General features: G+C 65.2%; 17 protein-coding genes and 2 pseudogenes. 7 read left to right on the top strand and 12 right to left on the bottom strand.

Features of this window, described 5'->3' with window-relative positions:
* Nucleotides 1-161: 161 nt before the first annotated feature.
* From MMSP_RS19425 to MMSP_RS19415, 3 genes are all read left to right on the top strand, one after another.
* Entirely contained in the window at nucleotides 162-704 is a 543-nt protein-coding gene (locus MMSP_RS19425) for a hypothetical protein (RefSeq protein WP_036427431.1), read from the top strand.
* A 162-nt stretch (nucleotides 705-866) separates the two neighbouring features.
* The gene (gene nrdR / locus MMSP_RS19420) at nucleotides 867-1,331 is read left to right on the top strand and encodes a transcriptional regulator NrdR (protein ID WP_020787986.1); all 465 of its coding nucleotides are present in this window, start codon (nucleotides 867-869) and stop codon (nucleotides 1,329-1,331) included.
* A gap of 28 nt (nucleotides 1,332-1,359) precedes the next feature.
* Nucleotides 1,360-1,845 carry a peroxynitrite isomerase gene (locus tag MMSP_RS19415; RefSeq protein ID WP_011741150.1) on the top strand — a complete coding sequence of 162 codons (486 nt, stop codon included), beginning with the start codon at nucleotides 1,360-1,362 and terminating at the stop codon, nucleotides 1,843-1,845.
* A 9-nt stretch (nucleotides 1,846-1,854) separates the two neighbouring features.
* On the opposite strand, the gene MMSP_RS19410 is transcribed toward MMSP_RS19415, so the two are convergent.
* From MMSP_RS19410 to MMSP_RS19400, 3 genes are all read right to left on the bottom strand, one after another.
* A complete protein-coding gene (locus MMSP_RS19410; protein WP_020787985.1) occupies nucleotides 1,855-2,541 on the bottom strand; it encodes a PhzF family phenazine biosynthesis protein in 687 nt (228 codons plus the stop codon).
* A gap of 45 nt (nucleotides 2,542-2,586) precedes the next feature.
* Entirely contained in the window at nucleotides 2,587-3,456 is an 870-nt protein-coding gene (locus tag MMSP_RS19405; protein WP_020787984.1) for an alpha/beta fold hydrolase, read from the bottom strand.
* A 203-nt stretch (nucleotides 3,457-3,659) separates the two neighbouring features.
* Nucleotides 3,660-4,637, bottom strand: coding sequence for a proteasome assembly chaperone family protein (locus tag MMSP_RS19400; protein ID WP_012393783.1), 978 nt, complete (start codon nucleotides 4,635-4,637; stop codon nucleotides 3,660-3,662).
* 242 nt (nucleotides 4,638-4,879) lie between these two features.
* Here MMSP_RS19400 and MMSP_RS19395 point away from each other — a divergent pair.
* Nucleotides 4,880-5,706: pseudogene (locus MMSP_RS19395) on the top strand (serine protease).
* Between the two features lie 7 nt (nucleotides 5,707-5,713).
* Here the strand turns inward: MMSP_RS19395 and sthA are convergent.
* Complete coding sequence (sthA, locus tag MMSP_RS19390; protein ID WP_086085828.1) at nucleotides 5,714-7,120, bottom strand: Si-specific NAD(P)(+) transhydrogenase; 1,407 nt, start codon at nucleotides 7,118-7,120, stop codon at nucleotides 5,714-5,716.
* A 114-nt stretch (nucleotides 7,121-7,234) separates the two neighbouring features.
* Between sthA and MMSP_RS19385 the strand changes: the two genes are divergently transcribed.
* Nucleotides 7,235-8,314 carry a DUF4192 domain-containing protein gene (locus tag MMSP_RS19385; protein ID WP_036426733.1) on the top strand — a complete coding sequence of 360 codons (1,080 nt, stop codon included), beginning with the start codon at nucleotides 7,235-7,237 and terminating at the stop codon, nucleotides 8,312-8,314.
* Nucleotide 8,315: 1 nt separating this feature from the next.
* Here the strand turns inward: MMSP_RS19385 and MMSP_RS19380 are convergent, their stop codons facing one another.
* The 3 genes from MMSP_RS19380 to MMSP_RS19370 form a co-directional block, all read right to left on the bottom strand.
* On the bottom strand, nucleotides 8,316-9,008 hold the full coding sequence (locus tag MMSP_RS19380; protein ID WP_012393787.1) for a metal-dependent transcriptional regulator: 693 nt from the start codon (nucleotides 9,006-9,008) through the stop codon (nucleotides 8,316-8,318).
* A gap of 151 nt (nucleotides 9,009-9,159) precedes the next feature.
* Nucleotides 9,160-10,131 (bottom strand): sigma-70 family RNA polymerase sigma factor SigB, encoded by a 972-nt coding sequence (gene sigB, locus MMSP_RS19375; RefSeq protein ID WP_015355326.1) that lies wholly within the window; start codon nucleotides 10,129-10,131, stop codon nucleotides 9,160-9,162.
* Between the two features lie 164 nt (nucleotides 10,132-10,295).
* Complete coding sequence (locus tag MMSP_RS19370; RefSeq protein WP_020787979.1) at nucleotides 10,296-10,724, bottom strand: DUF3099 domain-containing protein; 429 nt, start codon at nucleotides 10,722-10,724, stop codon at nucleotides 10,296-10,298.
* A 45-nt stretch (nucleotides 10,725-10,769) separates the two neighbouring features.
* Here MMSP_RS19370 and MMSP_RS19365 point away from each other — a divergent pair, with 45 nt between their 5' ends.
* Nucleotides 10,770-11,009, top strand: coding sequence for a DUF3039 domain-containing protein (locus MMSP_RS19365; RefSeq protein ID WP_020728402.1), 240 nt, complete (start codon nucleotides 10,770-10,772; stop codon nucleotides 11,007-11,009).
* Here MMSP_RS19365 and MMSP_RS19360 read toward each other — a convergent pair whose 3' ends face one another.
* Together MMSP_RS19360 and MMSP_RS19355 are read right to left on the bottom strand one after the other, a co-directional pair.
* Nucleotides 11,010-11,984 (bottom strand): YihY/virulence factor BrkB family protein, encoded by a 975-nt coding sequence (locus MMSP_RS19360; RefSeq protein WP_020787978.1) that lies wholly within the window; start codon nucleotides 11,982-11,984, stop codon nucleotides 11,010-11,012. It abuts the gene before it with no gap.
* 65 nt (nucleotides 11,985-12,049) lie between these two features.
* Nucleotides 12,050-12,235, bottom strand: a complete 186-nt coding sequence (locus MMSP_RS19355; protein WP_011741138.1) for a hypothetical protein — start codon at nucleotides 12,233-12,235, stop codon at nucleotides 12,050-12,052.
* 126 nt (nucleotides 12,236-12,361) lie between these two features.
* On the opposite strand from MMSP_RS19355, the gene MMSP_RS26290 reads away from it, so the two are divergent.
* Entirely contained in the window at nucleotides 12,362-12,742 is a 381-nt protein-coding gene (locus MMSP_RS26290) for a DUF952 domain-containing protein (protein WP_083866433.1), read from the top strand.
* Here MMSP_RS26290 and MMSP_RS19350 read toward each other — a convergent pair.
* From MMSP_RS19350 to MMSP_RS19340, 3 genes and pseudogenes are all read right to left on the bottom strand, one after another.
* Nucleotides 12,670-13,104, bottom strand: a complete 435-nt coding sequence (locus MMSP_RS19350) for a RidA family protein (RefSeq protein ID WP_020787977.1) — start codon at nucleotides 13,102-13,104, stop codon at nucleotides 12,670-12,672. The two genes, MMSP_RS26290 and MMSP_RS19350, sit on opposite strands and share 73 nt — an antisense overlap.
* A 114-nt stretch (nucleotides 13,105-13,218) precedes the next feature.
* Nucleotides 13,219-15,174, bottom strand: a pseudogene (locus MMSP_RS29940) (PE domain-containing protein).
* A 209-nt stretch (nucleotides 15,175-15,383) separates the two neighbouring features.
* Nucleotides 15,384-16,889: an RNA polymerase sigma factor gene (locus MMSP_RS19340; RefSeq protein ID WP_036427429.1), complete on the bottom strand. Its 1,506-nt coding sequence runs from the start codon at nucleotides 16,887-16,889 to the stop codon at nucleotides 15,384-15,386.
* Between the last annotated feature and the right edge of the window lie 87 nt (nucleotides 16,890-16,976).

The following is a 16,976-nucleotide window of genomic DNA, read 5'->3' as shown; positions in this document are numbered from 1 at the left end:
GCAGCAAATGGGAGTTGGTTGCGACCGGCAGGTCTTGTCGGTGGCTTGGTCTAGCGTTTTGCTCGAGCGACACGCCTCGATCAAATGTTCGGTAAATCGAACACGTGAGCGACTACAGTATCGAACACTTGAGCGATAAACCGTCAGCCGGAGGAACGAACATGACACTCATGCAGGCAGTCCAGCCCGTCTCGCCCGCCGTGCCCGTCCGGTTGGGCACCCGTGAGGCGCGCAGGTTCATTCGAGGGCCGGTCGGGGAGGCCATCCACGAGCCTGTCACCGGCCGGGGCAGGCTGGCCACGTCGCGGCGAGTCCGCCCATCGCGTCCGGCTGTTGCCCCGCTGAGCTACCGGGGCACCGGTGTGGCGCTGTCGGCCACGGCCCATCGCCGGCGTCCCGCTTCGGTTGCGACGACGGTGGGCCTGGCGCTGCTCGCCGCGATCATCACGCTCTGGCTGGGGTTGGTCGCCCACTTCGGCGAGATGGCCAATGGCGGCTCCGCCAATGTGTCACCCATCTCATCGGGCGTGCCGGACCGGCTCGCGGTGGTCCGGGTGGACGCGGGGGAGTCGCTGCAGGACGTGGCGGCTCGAGTCGCTCCGGACGCGCCGGTTCGACAGGTCGTCGAGCGCATCCGGGAATTGAACGCGTTGGGCTCGTCGATGCCGGCTTCCGGGCAGACGCTGATTGCGCCGGTTGGCTAGCGCACTCCGATGAACAGCGAAAACCGCTCCACATCAACGCTCCTCGGCTACCGCGGCGTCGAGCGGAGGTGGATTGCGACGGCGTTGGCAGTGCGGGGGAGCGCGCAGGTACTCTCGGAAAGGTCCGAGGTACCGCATTGTCAGGACGCCGAAGGAGCGGCCATGCATTGTCCGTTCTGCCGGCATCCCGATTCCCGGGTGATCGATTCGCGGGAAACCGATGAGGGCCAGGCCATTCGGCGTCGCCGGTCATGTCCGGAATGCGGGCGACGATTCACCACTGTCGAGACCGCGGTCCTTGCCGTGGTCAAGCGCAGCGGTGTCTCAGAACCATTCAGTCGGGAGAAAGTCATCAGCGGGGTGCGCCGGGCGTGCCAGGGGCGCCAAGTTGACGACGACGCGCTGAACCTGCTTGCCCAGCAGGTGGCGGACTCGGTTCGCGCCGCTGGCTCGCCGGAAATCCCCAGTCACGAAGTCGGCCTGGCCATCCTTGGGCCGCTGCGTGAACTCGACGAGGTGGCTTACCTGCGATTTGCATCGGTGTATCGCTCGTTCTCCTCGGCCGAGGATTTCGAGCGCGAAATCGAGGCGTTGCGCGCACACCGCCAGGTTCCTACTTCGAGCTGAGCCATTGCCGCCTCGTTAGGCTGGCCCCATGCCTGCCGACTTGCACCCGGATCTTGATGCGCTGGCCCCGCTGCTGGGCACCTGGGCGGGACAAGGTGCCGGCGAGTATCCGACGATCGAGCCGTTCGAATATCTCGAAGAGGTTGTGTTCTCTCATGTAGGCAAGCCGTTCCTGGTTTACGCACAGAAGACCAGGGCAGTTGCCGACGGGACGCCGTTGCATGCGGAGACCGGATATCTGCGCGTGCCGAAACCAGGCCAGGTCGAGCTGGTCCTGGCTCATCCGAGTGGCATCACCGAAATCGAGGTGGGCACCTATTCGGCAAGCGGCGGGGTGATCGAGATGGAAATGGTCACCACGGCCATCGGCATGACCCCCACGGCAAAAGAGGTGACTGCGCTGAGCCGATCTTTCCGGATGGTCGGAGACGAGCTGTCCTACCGGCTGCGCATGGGAGCGGTCGGACTGCCGCTGCAACACCATCTGGGCGCTCGGTTGCGCCGAAAGTCCTGATCCGCCCGGTCAGTCGACGTGCGTCACGCCGTCGCTGACGACTCGTCCGGCAACCGCGACCCAGCCTTCGGCACTCCAGGTCGTGTTGATTATTGATCCCTTGCCCTGGGTGATGGTGAGGTCGCGGCTGAGGTAGTCGGTAAGCCGCATTGCGGCGGAACCGGTTGCTTCGTCTTCCTCGACTCCCAGGTTGGAGGCGAACATCCGCGACCGCAGCTCACCGGCGGCGTCGTCGGTCCATGTCCATAGGTAGTGCGCCGTGTCATCGGCAAAGTCAGAGGGGTCGGCGGCCGCGAGGGCATCAGGGGAATCCAAGTCGTGGATAGCGAATTCGGGTGCGCACTCCGCGCGGGCGCTGATCGTGGTGAGGTCGCGGTCGTGATGCACCTGCACGAGACCGGCCGGCACCTGCAGGGTGTTGACCGGTGTTCCCTGCTCGCGCAGCCACCAGGACGCACCAACGGTCGGGTGGCCGGCGAATGCGATGTCGGTGCGGGGGGTGTAGATGGTGGCGTGTGCGGTGTGCGAGCCGGTGGCCGGAAGGTCGACGAAAACTGTTTCGCTGTAGGCCAATCGGCTCGCCAGATGCTGCCGGTCACGGGGTTCAACCTTGCTGGCGTCGACCACCCCGAGTGGATTCCCGAAGTTGCCGATTGGATCGGTGAAGACCCGCAACACCGTTACGTCGATGCCCATGGCCCGACTCTACGACGCCGTCCTAGGCGTCGGCATAAGGGCTGGTCAGGTGGCGCTGCGTTCGTCAGAACCCATGGCGCTGAGCACCGCCACGCGGGTGTCGGCCGGGCCCGAAACGGTTCGTTCACCGCCGTCAGTGCGCAGCAGTTCCCGAAGCGCCGCTTGATCGTATTCGGGAGGCTGGGTGCTGTCGATGAAGCGCAGGACGATGTCGATAAAACGAGCGGGGTCGTCGTGGAACGGGAAATGTCCGGATCCCTCGAAGACCTCGAGCTTGGATCCCGGCATGGCCGCGTGTGCCATTTCGGCGTGGCGAACCGGGACCACGGCATCTCGACTGCCCCAGATGATCTGCACCGGGATGGCCTGGGTCAAGTAGCAGCGATCGAGCATCGTGACGATCTGGCCGCGCCAGTCGACCACGGCCCGCAATGTGCGGGTGAAAGCCGACGAGGCCGTTGGTTCGGGGAGGTCGTCGAGTATTCGCAGCACATTGGGAAGGTCTTGGCCGAGCGCGGTGGAGCCGAGTGCCATGCCCAACACCTTGCCGGCGAGCTGAACCGTTGGCAGGACCATGGGCAGCCGCAACAACGCCAACGCCTCGGCGCCCATCGGCAGCGAGGCCAAACGGAAGACGACGTTGACATCCTTGGTAACTCCACCGGCCCCGACCAGAATGAGTCGGTCCACCAACTGTGGGAACTGGTAGGCGAATTGCATGGCAACGCCGCCGCCGAGCGAATGGCCGATGATGGTCACGCGCTCGATGTCGAGCACGCTGAGCAGGTCGCGCATGCCGTTGGCATAGGCCGCGATCGAGTAGTCGGCGCGCGGCTTGTCGGACCTTCCGTGCCCCAGCAGATCGGGGCGATGACGGTGAACCGCTGGGCGAGCTTGGCGTGAATACCGGTCCAAGTGGTGGAATTGTCGCCAATCCCGTGGATTAGCAGGATCGCGGGACCTGACCCGGCGATCCGGAACGCTCGCTTGTATCCGTGGATGGTGCGGAACTGAAGCGACGGCGCAGTCACTTCCCGCACCGGGCGAAGATTGCGCTTGCGCTCGGTCATCTCGGCAACCTCATTGTCTGGCCGACCGGGGCGTATTTTTTGGGGGCGTTATGGCTGGTCGTCGTCGTCGAACTTCTTCTCTGCCTGCTGGGCCAAGAATCGTTCGAACTCCGCGCCCAGCTCGTCGCCACTAGGCAGATCCTCGTCGCGCGTTAGCAGTGATCTGTTTTCCTGGGCGTCGATGAACGCATCGTACTGGCGCTCGAGGGCTGCCACCACTTGAGCGACTTCCGCGCTTGCCTGTACTTGCTCATCGATCTTGGCTCCGACCTGCGCCGATGCGTCTGTTAGTGCGGCTAGAGGAAGGTCCAGTGAACCGGTCTTGGCCACCTGTTCCAGCAGTGCCTGCGCGGCAGCGGGGTAGTCGGTTTGGGTGAGGTAGTGGGGGACGTGCACGGTGAATCCGACGACCTCGTGGCCATGCTGAGCCATCCGGTACTCCAACAGGTTGGATGCGCTCGCCGGAACCTGGATTTCGGAAATCCACGGTTGGAAGTCCGCGATGAGCTCCGGGTTGTTGGAGTGAGCGGTCATCGTGACGGGACGCGTGTGCGGGACGGCCATGGGAACGGTGCCCAATCCGATGGTCTGGCGCACCCCCAGCCGCTCGGCCAGCAGGCGAACAGCGGTGATGAACCGCTCCCATTTCAGGTCGGGTTCCATCCCGGCCAACAGCAGAAACGGTGTGCCGACACTGTCACGCAGTGCGTAAAGGCTCAGCTCTGGATCGTCATACTTGGTGAAGTGGTCGGTCTTGAACGTCATCATCGGTCGCCGCGAGCGATAGTCCAATAACTCGTCGATCGCGAACGACGCGACCAGCTCGGTGTCCAAACCATCCTTGAGGTGGGTGGCGGCTAGCCGGATCGCATGACCGGCGTCGGAGAAGCCCTCCAAAGCATGCACCAACACGGGACCGCGGCCATCGGACGTCGACAACTGGGGCGCGGGGAACTCAAGCTCATACATGCCGGATTGGCCCGGCTGGTAGTCCTGCGCCTCGCCTGGGTCTTGGTCATGCGCCATGGGTGTTGCCTCCTCTCAGGGGTCGGACCAGGGTGCCCTGATCAGTGTCTCGCAGATCAGTGGGCACCAGTGACTAATTACAAACTCGTTTGTTCGTTTCATACATAACGCGCGAGCGCCCGGCTGTATTCGCTGTCGCCGGCGTCATGCGGTGGCGCGGGTTGCTGACAAGTGTATTGGCGAGGTGAAAGCGATCCGCATCCGCTTGCCGCCCGGCGGTGGGGCCAGATGGGTCAAGATGGGTGTCGATGCGCAACCTGGCTGCGGTGATTTGCTTGTGGGGCGGCCTGGCGCTGCTACTGAGTTGCTGCGGGCGGCCAACCAGCCAAGCCCCCAGCGCCGGTGAGCGGTCTGAGCAAACTTCCTTGCCCGGGCAGCGGTCCAGCCCGCCCGGCAACCAGGCCGCGGTGGCCGTCCCGGTGGATCCGGACCCGCGGGTGGCGCGATCTTCCTCGATGACGGGCCGGTGCACATCTGCACGGGCGCGGTGTTGCATTCGACCAGCGGTGACCTCGTCCTGACCGCCGCGCATTGCCTGCTGGGCGGTCACACGGCGGTGTCCTTCATCCCGGGATTCGGCGGCGCCGACCCGCCGCCGTCGAGATGGAAGATCGACCAGGTCTATTTCGATCCACGCTGGATCGCCAACCAGGATCCGCGCGCCGACTACGCGATCGCCCGCGTCAGCGGCGATGGATCGCTGCAAGCACGGGTCGGCTCCGCGCTGCTGTTGGGCCGAGCCCCGGCGCGGGGCGCCCCGGTGACCGTCACCGGCTACCCGGCGGGTCTGGATGACACGCCCATCGCCTGTTCGGCGAACACCGAGGTCACGGAGGGCGGGTTTCCGGAATTGTCATGCGACGGCCTGGTGGCCGGCACAAGCGGGGCGCCCTGGGTCAGTGCTGGGACCGTCACTGGGGTAATCGGTGGTCTAGAAGGCGGTGGCTGCACCGAGAGCGTCTCGTATTCGGCACCGTTGGACGAACACGCCGCTGCCCTTCTGGTTCGTGCCGAAGCCGGCGGACCCGGCGACGACCCGCCGGTCGAGTTCGACGACGCGTGCTTGTGAGGCCCGATCAGCGGCGGAACTGGTTGAGCGCCCGGACCTTGTTCATCACGTCGAGCGCGGCCACCTTGTAGGCCTCGGAGAAGGTCGGATAGTTGAACACCGCCTCGACCAGGTACTCGACTGTGCCGCCGCAGCCCATGATGGCCTGCCCGATGTGCACCATCTCGGTGGCGCTGGTACCGAAGATGTGCACGCCCAGCAGGGTGAGATCTTCGGTGGAGACCAGCAGCTTGAGCATGCCGTAGGAGTCGCCGGCGATCTGACCGCGGGCCAGCTCGCGGTAGCGTGCTACGCCCACCTCGTAGGGGATCGAGTTCTTGGTCAGCTCCACCTCGGTGGCCCCGACGTAGGAAATCTCGGGGATGGAGTAGATGCCGATCGGCTGCAGTTCGGTGATGCCGTCGGTGGGTTCGCCGAATGCGTGGTAGGCGGCGAGACGGCCCTGCTCCATCGATGTTGCGGCTAGCGCCGGGAAGCCGATGACGTCGCCCACCGCGTAGATGTGTTCGACCTTGGTCCTGAACTTGTCATCCACCCAGATCCGCCCGCGACCTTCGACCTCGAGTCCGGCGTTGGCCAGATCCAGGTGGTCGGTCTGGCCTTGGCGTCCGGCGGAGTACATCACCGTTTCGGCGGGGATCTGCTTGCCGCTGGCCAGGGTGGTGACCGTTCCCGCTGAGCCGACGTCGACCGCGGTGACCTCTTCGCCGAACCGGAATGTCACCGCCAGATCGCGCAGGTGGAATTTCAGCGCTTCGACGACCTCGGGATCGCAGAAGTCGAGCATGTTGTCCCGCTTCTCGACGACGGTCACCTTGGTGCCCAGCGCGGCGAACATCGACGCGTACTCGATCCCGATCACTCCGGCGCCCACCACGACCATCGAGGCCGGCAGCGACTTGAGATCCAGGATCCCGTCGGAGTCGAGGACCTTGTCTTCGTCGAACTCGACCCCGGATGGCCGGGCCGGCCTGGTGCCGGTGGCAATGACGATGTAATCGCCTGTCACCGTGGTCTTTTCCCGGTGTGTCTGGTCTTCGACCACGATGCTGTGCGGGTCGACGAAGCGGCCATGGCCGACGATCAGGTCGACCCGGTTGCGCATCAGCTGGTTACGCACCACGTCGACTTCCTTGCCGATCACGTGCTGAGTCCGTGCCAGCAGGTCGGCGGGGGTGATTCGGTCCTTGACGCGGTAGCTGGCTCCGTAGAGTTCGCGCTGGTTCATGCCGGTGAGGTAAAGCACCGCCTCGCGCAACGTCTTTGACGGGATGGTGCCCGTATTGACGCATACCCCGCCCAGCATGCGGCCGCGCTCGATGATCGCGACGGATTTACCCAATTTGGCCGAGGCGATGGCGGCCTTCTGGCCGCCAGGCCCAGAACCAATAACCACCATGTCGTATTCGCGCATCGACCCCATGGAATAGACAGTAGAACGCACAGTGGGCAATTCGTCCACAGGAGGGCAGTTGGGTCGCCCGGTGTGTGCACCGGCTGACGGTGTGCAGGGCCAGCGTTGAGGCCTATGACGAAGCATCGATCTGAATTTGAACTGAATCGTCCTGCCGCACTTATTGCGGCACTTCTGGCCATTCTCGGATTCGTGCCGGAAAAGTCTCTGGTCTTGGTATCTCTCGATGACGGCGAACTGGGTTCGGTGCTGCGCGCCGACTTGTCCGAGGACCTTGTTGCCCTGCTTGTTGACCGGGTCGAGCATCTCGCCGAGGTCGCGGGAGGGGCCGATCCGCAGGCCGCCATCGCGGTGATCGTCGACGAGGGCGGCGCACAGTGCCCGGCGTGCAATGAGGTGTACCGGCGAGTGTGCGCGGCGCTCGCCGAGGCGCTCTCGCAACACAACGTGGTGCTGCGGGCGGCGCATGTGGTGGACCAGATCGCGGTGGGCGGACGCTGGCATTGCGTCGATGGGTGCGGCTCTAGCGGGCTGATAGACGACCCGGCGGCGTCGCCGCTGGCCGTTGCGGCGGTGTTGGACGGGCGCCGTCTCTACCCGCGGCGTGCCGACCTGCAAGCCGTCGTCGAGCTGGACGAGTCGGCGCGTGCCGGCGAGTTGGCCGGGGCCCTCGCCGAACACGCGGCCGAGCGGGAGATCTCCTACCGGGCCGACCCGTCGCGATGCGCCCGCCGCGACGTCGAGAGCGCGATGGCCGCCGCCGCGCGGGTTGCCGACGGGCAATCCCTGTCGGAGGTGGAGCTGGCGCGGCTGGGATGCGCGCTGACCGACGTTCAGGTCCGCGACACGCTGTATGCCCTTGCCGTCGGTGAAAACGCGGATGAGGCCGAATCCTTGTGGGGCGTGCTGGCGTGGGCGCTCCCGGCGCCATGCCGGGCCGAAGCGCTGGTCTTGCTCGCGTTCAGCGCCTATGTGCGCGGTGATGGGCCGCTGACCGGGGTTTCCCTGGACGCGGCGCTGCGCTGCGCGCCAGGACATCGCATGGCCGGCATGCTGGACACGGCGCTGCAGTCCGGTCTGCGCCCCGAGCACATCCGTGACCTCGCGGTCACCGGTTATCGGCTGGCAAAGCAGCTGGGGGTGCAGTTACCTCCGCGGCGGGCATCGGGCCCCTACGGTCGATGCGCCGGCTAGGTCAGACCTTCTCGACCTTGACCGCGTGTGCCATCGCGTGGGGCAGGGTCACGTTCTCGTGTCCCGGGATGAGGATGGTCACCCCGCCGGCCGGGCTGGTTTCGACGGTCACCCGCGCGTTGGGTACCACGCCGGCGTCCTTGAGCCGGCTGATCAAGTCGATATCGCCCTGAACGTGCTCGGTGAGCTGGCGGACGACCACCGCGACCGGTGATCCCGACGGCAATTCGGTCAACCGCACCAAGTTGGCTTCGTAGGAGTCGGACTCCGGTCCCACACCGAGGTCCAGCAGACCCGGAATCGGATTGCCGAAGGGGGAGGTGGTGGGGTTGTTGAGCACCTTGACCAGACGCCGTTCGACGTCTTCGCTCATCACGTGCTCCCACCGGCATGCCTCGGCGTGCACCTCTTCCCACGGCAACCCGATGACATCGACGAGTAAACGTTCGGCCAAGCGGTGCTTGCGCATCACCGCGACCGCCAGGGCCCGGCCCTTGTCGGTCAATTCGAGGTGGCGGTCGCCGGCCACGCGCAGTAACCCGTCACGCTCCATCCGCGACACGGTCTGGCTGACGGTGGGCCCACTTTGCTCGAGCCGCTCGGCGATCCGGGCGCGCAATGGGGTGACACCCTCTTCTTCGAGGTCATAGATCGTCCGCAGATACATCTCGGTGGTATCAACCAAGTCGTTCATTCAGCATCCTCCGTTGCCGCCGAGTCTACTTGGCCAGCTGCTTGCATGGTCTGCCAAAACACCCCACCGCAGCAGTATGCCCGCCGCGTATAGCGGCGGGCACACCGTCTCGTACCTAGCCTCTCAACCTAGCGGGCAACGGGCTGACTACTCAACTGGCGTATGAGCGCAGCCGGTCGGCGCGTTCGCCGTGGCGCAGCTTGCACATCACGTCCCGCTCGATCTGACGTACCCGCTCGCGGGAAAGGCCGAACAGTTTGCCGATCTGGTCCAGGGTGCGTGGCTGGCCGTCATCGAGGCCAAAGCGCAGCCGGATCACCTGATGCTCACGTTCGTCGAGGGTGGCCAGCACGCTGCGGATGTCGGTGTGCAGCAGTTCGGCGATGACCGCGTTCTCCGCGGACATGGCCTCAGCATCTTCGATGAAGTCGCCCAGCGGGGCCTCTTCCTCCGAGCCGACCGGCATGTCCAGGCTCACCGGGTCGCGGCTGTGCTCCAACAGGTCGTTGATCTTCTCGACGGGAATGCCGGATTCGGCGGCGAGTTCCTCGTCGGTGGCTTCGCGGCCCAGATTCTGGTGTATCTCACGCTTGATCCGGGCCAGCTTGTTGACCTGTTCGACCAGGTGGACCGGCAGCCGAATGGTGCGGCTCTGGTCGGCCATGCCGCGGGTGATGGCTTGACGGATCCACCAGGTGGCGTACGTCGAGAACTTGAATCCCTTTGTGTAGTCGAACTTCTCCATCGCGCGGATCAGGCCCAGGTTGCCCTCCTGGATGAGATCCAGCAACGGCATGCCCCGACCCGTGTAGCGCTTGGCCAACGACACCACCAGCCGCAGGTTCGCTTCCAATAGGTGGCGGCGCGCTTCCGCGCCATCGCGCACCACGGCGGCGAGTTCGCGTTTGCGGTTGTCGCCGAGGCGCTTGCGGGTTGCCAACAGATGCTCCGCGTAGAGCCCGGCCTCGATGCGCTTGGCGAGTTCCACCTCGCCCTCGGCGTTGAGCAACGCCGTCTTGCCGATGCCGTTCAGATACACGCGCACCAAGTCCGCTGCAGGGCTTTGAGCGTCCAGATCGCTGTCAACCCGGCCTACGATGCCTCTTGCTATGGGCTGTGCCATTTCGCCCTCCCGATCGGCTTGTGCTGTCATGAGGATTAACGACAGGTTCCACCGCAGAGTTCCCGCGCAGCTGTCATCTCACACCCCGTGACGTGCAGGAATGTGCCGCCGAGCTGAGAATGTCCTGAGAAATGTGTCGCCGGGTCGGTTGACCGGAACCCGGACTAGCCCCGCTCGTCGAAGCGCTGCGCGTCCCACCGTGGCGCGGGGTCTTCCAGCCCGGCGTCCAACGCCAACCGCTCAGCGGTGGGGAACAGGGCGGTATGCCGCCGGGCGTCGTCGAAGCGGCGGGGCTCATCGGAGCTACGCGGCGGCCGGTCGTTGGCGATGAGTACGGCCATCCATGGCAACGGCACCGAGGCGGCCACGATCAGCAGTGAAATCAAACCGTTGTGCCAGAGGCCGTAGGCGATCGCGGCAAGGATCAGCGCCGGGATCCGAAAGGCCATCAGGGTCAGGTACTTGCGCACTCGCGCTCGGTGCTGCACCTCGTAGGACGGCGCAGCGCCGGTGATCAACACTGGGCGGTGCTTGTCGTCGAAGTCGTCGAAACTCAACTCCGAGTCTCGCGTCATACCTCCACTCTCCCACATCCGGTGGATTCCGGCAGGAGCGAGTCAGGAGGCACAATGTCATACATGGAGACGCAGACGATCGAACGTCCCGATACCGAAGAACGCGTCGACGACGGGACCGGCAGCGACACCCCCAAATTCTTCCACTACGTCAAGAAAGACAAGATCGCCGAGAGCGCGGTCATGGGCAATTACGTGGTGGCGTTGTGCGGCGAGGTCTTTCCGGTGACTCGGGCGGCCAAGCCGGGCTCGCCGGTCTGCCCGGATTGCAAGCAGATCTACGAACAGCTCAAGAGGGACTGATCAGGACGGCGGGTCGACCGCGGTGTTGGACTGCGGTGACTCCGAATCCGCGGACCCGGTAGCCGCAGCCGTGCGTGCCCGCAGCCAATTGCGCAGCCGGTGCGCGTGGGTTGCCGGTGCCGGCCATTCCTCTTGGATGGCGGCGTTGAGTTCGGCGCCGATCATGACCGCAAAACCGCCGAAGAATGCGAACAGCAGGAAAGCGATCGGGGTGGACAGTGCACCGTAGGTATAGCCGGTGTGGGTGATCCATCCCAAGTAGAACCGCAGCCCCAACGTGGCGATGAGAAACACCGCCATCGCAAGCACGGCACCCAGGATGAGTCGATGGGTCGGCAGCGGCACCGGCAGCGATACTCGGTACAAGATGATCACCCCGACGGTCAGTACCGCGATCAGGGCCGGGTAGTAACCGTAGTGCATGAGGTTGGACATGCTGTCGGGGATGTGTTCGCTCACCTTGCGCGGGCCCATCACCGCCACCGGCGCCGAGATGACGATGAACAGCAATCCCACGACGTAGAGAAAGAGTGCGAAGAACCGCTGGCGCACCGGATGACGCAGGGGAGTCTGGTCATGGGCCTCGACGATGGCATCGACGTAGGACGAGATCGCCGATGACCCTGCCCACAGCGAGATCAGGAAACCCACCGATACCACCTCACCACGAGCGTTGGCGGTGATGTCGCGGATGGTGGGTTCAATGATCTCGTCGACCACGCTGGGGGAGAAGAAGCGGTGGGTCATCGAGATGATCGTTTTTTCGATCGCGGGCGACGTGTCCTGCCCGAACAGCGGAGCCACGTAAGCCAAACTGCCCAACATTCCCAACAGCAGCGGCGGCAGCGACAGCGCCGACCAGAAACCCGCTTGCGCCGACTCGGAAAAGATCGAGTCGTCCCAACTTTTGGAGAGGGTTCTTAAACTAATACGCCAGATGTGATGGCGGGACGGCCTGGGGACTTGGTCGCTCATACCAGTCCAGCATTACCGAAGACTGCTCGGTCAGCCGACGTTGGCTCCGGGCTGGCTCGGTGCATCTAGTCGCCGCTGACCTCCAGCACTGCGGCTAGCTCGAGCAGCTTGGCCTCATGCTCGTTGGCGTGATGCTGGCAGAAGAGAAGTACGGCTCCAGAAGGCAGCTTCGCACGCACCCGCGCTGCTGCACTGCAGCGGTCGCAGCGGTCTGCTCTAGTCAATTCGGGACTGGTCAGAGTTGCGTTCATGGCTTCTCCGTTCCTGGCGTAAGTTCACTCTGTCAGACGTATGGGGATTTCGCCTTGTTCCCCGACCGCTGTGAGGTGTGTCGTTTCTCACGAGTTTTTGACCTGCGGGTCGGGCAAGCTGACTGTATGTCTGCGACGGTCGGTTCACTGGTGCACATGTGCGGTGCCGAGGAGTGGTTGCACGCTCGTCACCATGGGTGCATAACGCCACAACCTGGTGCCGAGTTCATCCACCTGTCGACGCCCGAACAGGTGCACCTTCCGGCGAATCGACTGTTCCACGGCCGTCCAGACTTGGTTCTGCTCCACATCGACCCTGCTGCGCTGCAGTCACCGGTGCGGTGGCAACCAGGCGTTCCAACGGATCCGGCCTCGATGCTATTCCCGCATTTGTATGGGCCGCTGCCGGTGCAGGCGGTGGTCGGGGTGACCGCCTACCGGCCAGGCCCCGACGGCACCTTCGGGTCGGTCTCGGGGCTTGGCTGCCCGCCTGGCGACTGCACGTAGGCGTCGGCTTCGATCTCGACCAGCAAGTCGGGCGCGATGAGTGCGGAGACCTCGCCCATGGTGGCTACCGGACGGATGTGGCCGAAGACCTGCGCATGCACGTCGCCGACTTCGCGCCACCGTGAAATGTCGGTCACGTAGATCCGGGTGCGGATCACATCGGCGAGGCTGGCCCCGGCATCGGTGAGTGCGACCTCGATGCGCCGCAGGGCGTCTCGGGTTTGCGCGGCGATGTCACCGGCCGGGCCATTGCCGGTCGTTCCGGCCACCGCGACATGGGGGCCGATGCGAACTGCGCGCGAGTAACCGACGGCCGACTCGAAATCCGATTCCGACGAAATGATGGTGCGGCTGGTTGACATGCGCGTCACAGTAGGACCTCAGTGGCCCTGAGTGCAGCTCAATTTCTTGAGCCGCAGTTCAAGCCGATGCAGCGGGAGGGCAGGCCGAGATGTGTTGGCAGGCCGCGGTCGGGCTCAGGAGTTGCTGGCGTACTGCTCGAAGATCTCGGAGAACTCGAAGGGCGTCTGTTCCACTCCGCTGCCGTTGTTGTTCGATACCCCGATATCGCCGGTCTGGTCGCGAGGAAGCTGCCACATCGACAGTTGGCCGATGTTGTTGTCCTGCGCGAACGAGGTCAACGTTTGGGCGTCGGTGAGGGTGAAGATTTCGCTGGTGTCGTCGTTGACGCCGATCATGGGCGTCACGCCGAGCATGGCCCACGCCTGATCGCTGCTGAGCGAGGGATACAGCGTCATCAGCTGACCATGAGTGGCGGTCGCGGCGTCGATTGCCGCGGTGCCCATCTGGGTGGTGTCGTCGTAGTAGTCCATCGCCATGATGTTCACTGTCGACACGTTCACGCCACTGCTGATCGCGGCATTGATCGGCGCCATGCCCTCAGCGGTCAGACCCGAGGGCGCCACCGGAACGGTGTAGGAGACCGTTACCGGGGTCCCGTTGGCCGTGCCCCACGCCTGGGAGAGCGCGATCGCCTGGGCCTGCAACGTCAGTGCCGAGCTGTTGGTCAGAATGGCGCCTTCGTCGTCGAAGTCGATGTTGTAGATCCCATAGGTGCTCATCACCTCTTGATACTGCGCGGCCAACTGGGTGGCGGTGAGAGAGTTGTTCGCGGCGTACACAGCGAGCGGGGTGCCGGCCTGGCCACCGAAGGAGATGGTCCCGTTGATGCCGGCGTTGGTCATGTTGGTGATCTGGTTCTCGATGTAGGAGATTTGGGAGCCGCCGGTGACGTCGTAGGCGGTATACCCACCCCAGGCAGCTTGGCCATTTGTGGTGTCGGCGGTGATGAACGCGAGCGTGACGTCTGTGATGCCCGCGTTGGCGGCGTCAGAGAAGTTGTATCCGGATCCATCCGGGTAGGGTCACAGCGTGATGTCGACGTAGGGCTTGTACACCCCGGTAGAGCCCGTCCCGGTGATGCCGTCACTGCCGTTGCTGCCGTTAAGGCCATTGTGACCGCCGGTGCCGCCCAGCAGCGCGTGGTTGACGCCGCCGGTACCGCCCACGCCACCCTGGCCACCGAGCCCGCCGCCCGCGCCGCCGGCACCGCCGTTGCCGCCGTTTCCGCCAGTGCCGCCGGTACCGCCCAACAGCGCCTGGTTGGCCCCGCCGGCCCCGCCGGCACCGGCATCACCTCCAGCAGCGCCGATGCCGCCGAACCCGCCGCCGCCGCCGGCGCCACCGGTCCCGTCTAGTGAAAGAAGCTGACGGTTGGCCCCGCCGATGCCACCGGCACCGCCGGTACCACCGGCGATGTCGCCGCCTGGGGCGCCAGCGCCACCGGCGCCACCGGCGCCACCGTTACCGCCTCCGATCAGCCCATTGGCTCCGCCGGCGCCACCGTTACCGCCAGGCCCGCCGGCGATAGTGGCGTCCCCGCCGACGCCCCCGTCGCCCCCGCGGCCCCACAGCCCCGCCGACCCACCGGCCCCACCGGCGCCGCCGGGCGCACCCGAGCCGCCATTGCCTCCATTGCCCCACAGCCATCCGCCGTCACCGCCGTTTTGCCCGGTGCCCGGGGATCCGTTGGCTCCATCGCCGATCAGCGGGCGCCCCGTCAGCGCCTGGCTAGGGGCGTTGATCACCGCCAGCAAGCTCTGTTCGAGGTTCTGCAGCGGCGAGGTGCTGGCCGCTTCGGCTGCCGCGTAGGCGCCACTGGCGCCGCTCAGTGTCTCCACAAACTGGTCATGAAAGGCCGAGGCCTGCGCACTGAGCGTCTGAAATTGCTGGGCATGGCCGCTGAAGAACCCTGCGATCGCCGCCGAGACCTCGTCCTGTGCCGCGGCTAACACCTGCGTTGTCGAGGGCGCAGCCGTCAAATTCGCCGACCGAATGGCGATGCCGATCCCGGCCAGGTCCGACGAAACCGTGGTCAGAGCCTCGGGCGTGGCGAACACATAGGACGGCATGGGCGACCTCCCGGGGAGCGTCAGTACTGCCAAAGAACACGATGTGTACGCCGAACACTATGCCCTGGTGCACCGGATGTCAGCAATCGCTGGCGGGTCGCAGCTATTCGACACCTCAGGTAGATGGCGACGCCAACGGTCCCCACAACGCGCGGCGGGTGCGCCGGAGCTGCAAGAGAACCGCTGATCCGGTGCGCTTACGCGGGATGTCAGTCCAGGTAGTCGCGCAGCACCTGCGAGCGGCTGGGGTGGCGCAGCTTGGACATCGTCTTCGACTCGATCTGGCGGATGCGTTCCCGGGTGACGCCGTAGACCTGGCCGATCTCGTCGAGCGTGCGCGGCTGGCCGTCGGTGAGACCGAAGCGCAGACGTACGACGCCGGCCTCGCGCTCGGAGAGCGTGTCCAGCACCGACTGCAGCTGGTCTTGCAGCAGGGTGAACGACACGGCATCCACCGCGACGACCGCTTCGCTGTCTTCGATGAAGTCACCGAGCTGGCTGTCGCCTTCGTCACCGATGGTCTGGTCCAGCGAGATCGGTTCCCGGGCGTACTGCTGGATCTCCAGCACCTTCTCCGGGGTGATGTCCATTTCTTTGGCCAGCTCCTCCGGCGTGGGCTCGCGGCCCAGGTCCTGAAGCAGCTCGCGCTGGATGCGGCCCAGCTTGTTGATCACCTCGACCATGTGCACCGGGATCCGGATGGTGCGGGCCTGGTCGGCCATGGCACGGGTGATGGCCTGGCGGATCCACCACGTCGCGTAGGTGGAGAACTTGTAGCCCTTGGTGTAGTCGAACTTTTCGACCGCACGGATCAGGCCCAGGTTGCCTTCCTGGATGAGGTCCAGAAACGCCATCCCGCGGCCCGTGTAGCGCTTGGCCAGCGAGACCACCAGACGCAGGTTGGCTTCCAGCAGGTGGTTTTTCGCACGATCACCGTCGCGGCAGATCCACATCATGTCGCGGCGCTGGGCTGCGGGCAGTTTCTCGCCGCGGTCTGTCAACTCAGCCATCAGCTGTGTCGCGTAGAGACCGGCCTCGATGCGCTTGGCGAGCTCAACCTCTTCCTCGGCGTTGAGCAGCGCCACCTTGCCGATCTGCTTGAGGTAGGCGCGGACCGAGTCGGCGGATGCCGTCAGTTCGGCGTCCTTGCGCGCCTGGCGCAATGCCTCCGACTCGTCCTCGTCCCAGACGAAGTCCCCCGAAGCCTTGTCTTTCTCGCTGGGCTCGGCGATCTCTTCTTCATCGCTAGGGGTTCCCGGCGCCGCGGCCGCGGGTGCCTTGGCCCCATCGCCGTCCTCGGCGTCGTCGCCCTCGTCCGAGTCGTCGTCGCCCTCGGCCTCGTCGGAGGCCGCTTCGTCCTCGTCTTCGAGGTCATCCAAGTCGAGGTCGAGATCGTCGGAGGAGTCGACGTCGATGTCCGGATCGGCATCAAGATCGTCAGCGGTGTCCAGATTGGCGTCTGGGTCCGTTGCGCCTTCGCCCGGCGCCTTGGTTCCGCGGGCGGCCTTGGTGTCTCTGGCCGACGGACGCGTCTTCTTCGGGGCGTCGCCGGTAGTGGCGTCGTCGGCTTGACCTGGTGTTTTTGCGGCCCGCTTGGCGGGGGCCGCGCCGTTTGCGGTCTTCGTCGGTCGCTTGGCCCCAGCCTTGGCCGGGGACTTGGTGGCGGTGCGTTTCACCGGCTCACCGGTCTCCGGGCTTGCCTTGGTCGCTGCCACATACACCCCTTCGGTGGTACTCACTTCCGGCTGCGGCTGGGCGTGCTTAACCGAAAGTGTCTGTTATGTCGAATGTCGGCGTTGATA

This window comes from Mycobacterium sp. 012931, from assembly GCF_000419295.1.
In the GTDB taxonomy this organism is placed as follows: domain Bacteria; phylum Actinomycetota; class Actinomycetes; order Mycobacteriales; family Mycobacteriaceae; genus Mycobacterium; species Mycobacterium marinum.
This window is presented reverse-complemented; position numbering and strand designations above follow the sequence as displayed.

Coding starts and splice junctions, on each gene's coding strand:
- sthA (WP_086085828.1), bottom strand. CDS start 7,120: ATGCGCGAATACGACATGGTGGTTATTGGTTCTGGGCCTGGCGGCCAG.
- sigB (WP_015355326.1), bottom strand. CDS start 10,131: ATGGCACAGCCCATAGCAAGAGGCATCGTAGGCCGGGTTGACAGCGAT.
- MMSP_RS19385 (WP_036426733.1), top strand. CDS start 7,235: ATGACGAAGCATCGATCTGAATTTGAACTGAATCGTCCTGCCGCACTT.
- MMSP_RS26290 (WP_083866433.1), top strand. CDS start 12,362: ATGTCTGCGACGGTCGGTTCACTGGTGCACATGTGCGGTGCCGAGGAG.
- MMSP_RS19380 (WP_012393787.1), bottom strand. CDS start 9,008: ATGAACGACTTGGTTGATACCACCGAGATGTATCTGCGGACGATCTAT.
- MMSP_RS19370 (WP_020787979.1), bottom strand. CDS start 10,724: ATGTGGGAGAGTGGAGGTATGACGCGAGACTCGGAGTTGAGTTTCGAC.
- MMSP_RS19410 (WP_020787985.1), bottom strand. CDS start 2,541: ATGGGCATCGACGTAACGGTGTTGCGGGTCTTCACCGATCCAATCGGC.
- MMSP_RS19415 (WP_011741150.1), top strand. CDS start 1,360: ATGCCTGCCGACTTGCACCCGGATCTTGATGCGCTGGCCCCGCTGCTG.
- MMSP_RS19425 (WP_036427431.1), top strand. CDS start 162: ATGACACTCATGCAGGCAGTCCAGCCCGTCTCGCCCGCCGTGCCCGTC.
- MMSP_RS19400 (WP_012393783.1), bottom strand. CDS start 4,637: ATGGCGCATGACCAAGACCCAGGCGAGGCGCAGGACTACCAGCCGGGC.
- nrdR (WP_020787986.1), top strand. CDS start 867: ATGCATTGTCCGTTCTGCCGGCATCCCGATTCCCGGGTGATCGATTCG.
- MMSP_RS19360 (WP_020787978.1), bottom strand. CDS start 11,984: ATGAGCGACCAAGTCCCCAGGCCGTCCCGCCATCACATCTGGCGTATT.
- MMSP_RS19355 (WP_011741138.1), bottom strand. CDS start 12,235: ATGAACGCAACTCTGACCAGTCCCGAATTGACTAGAGCAGACCGCTGC.
- MMSP_RS19350 (WP_020787977.1), bottom strand. CDS start 13,104: ATGTCAACCAGCCGCACCATCATTTCGTCGGAATCGGATTTCGAGTCG.
- MMSP_RS19365 (WP_020728402.1), top strand. CDS start 10,770: ATGGAGACGCAGACGATCGAACGTCCCGATACCGAAGAACGCGTCGAC.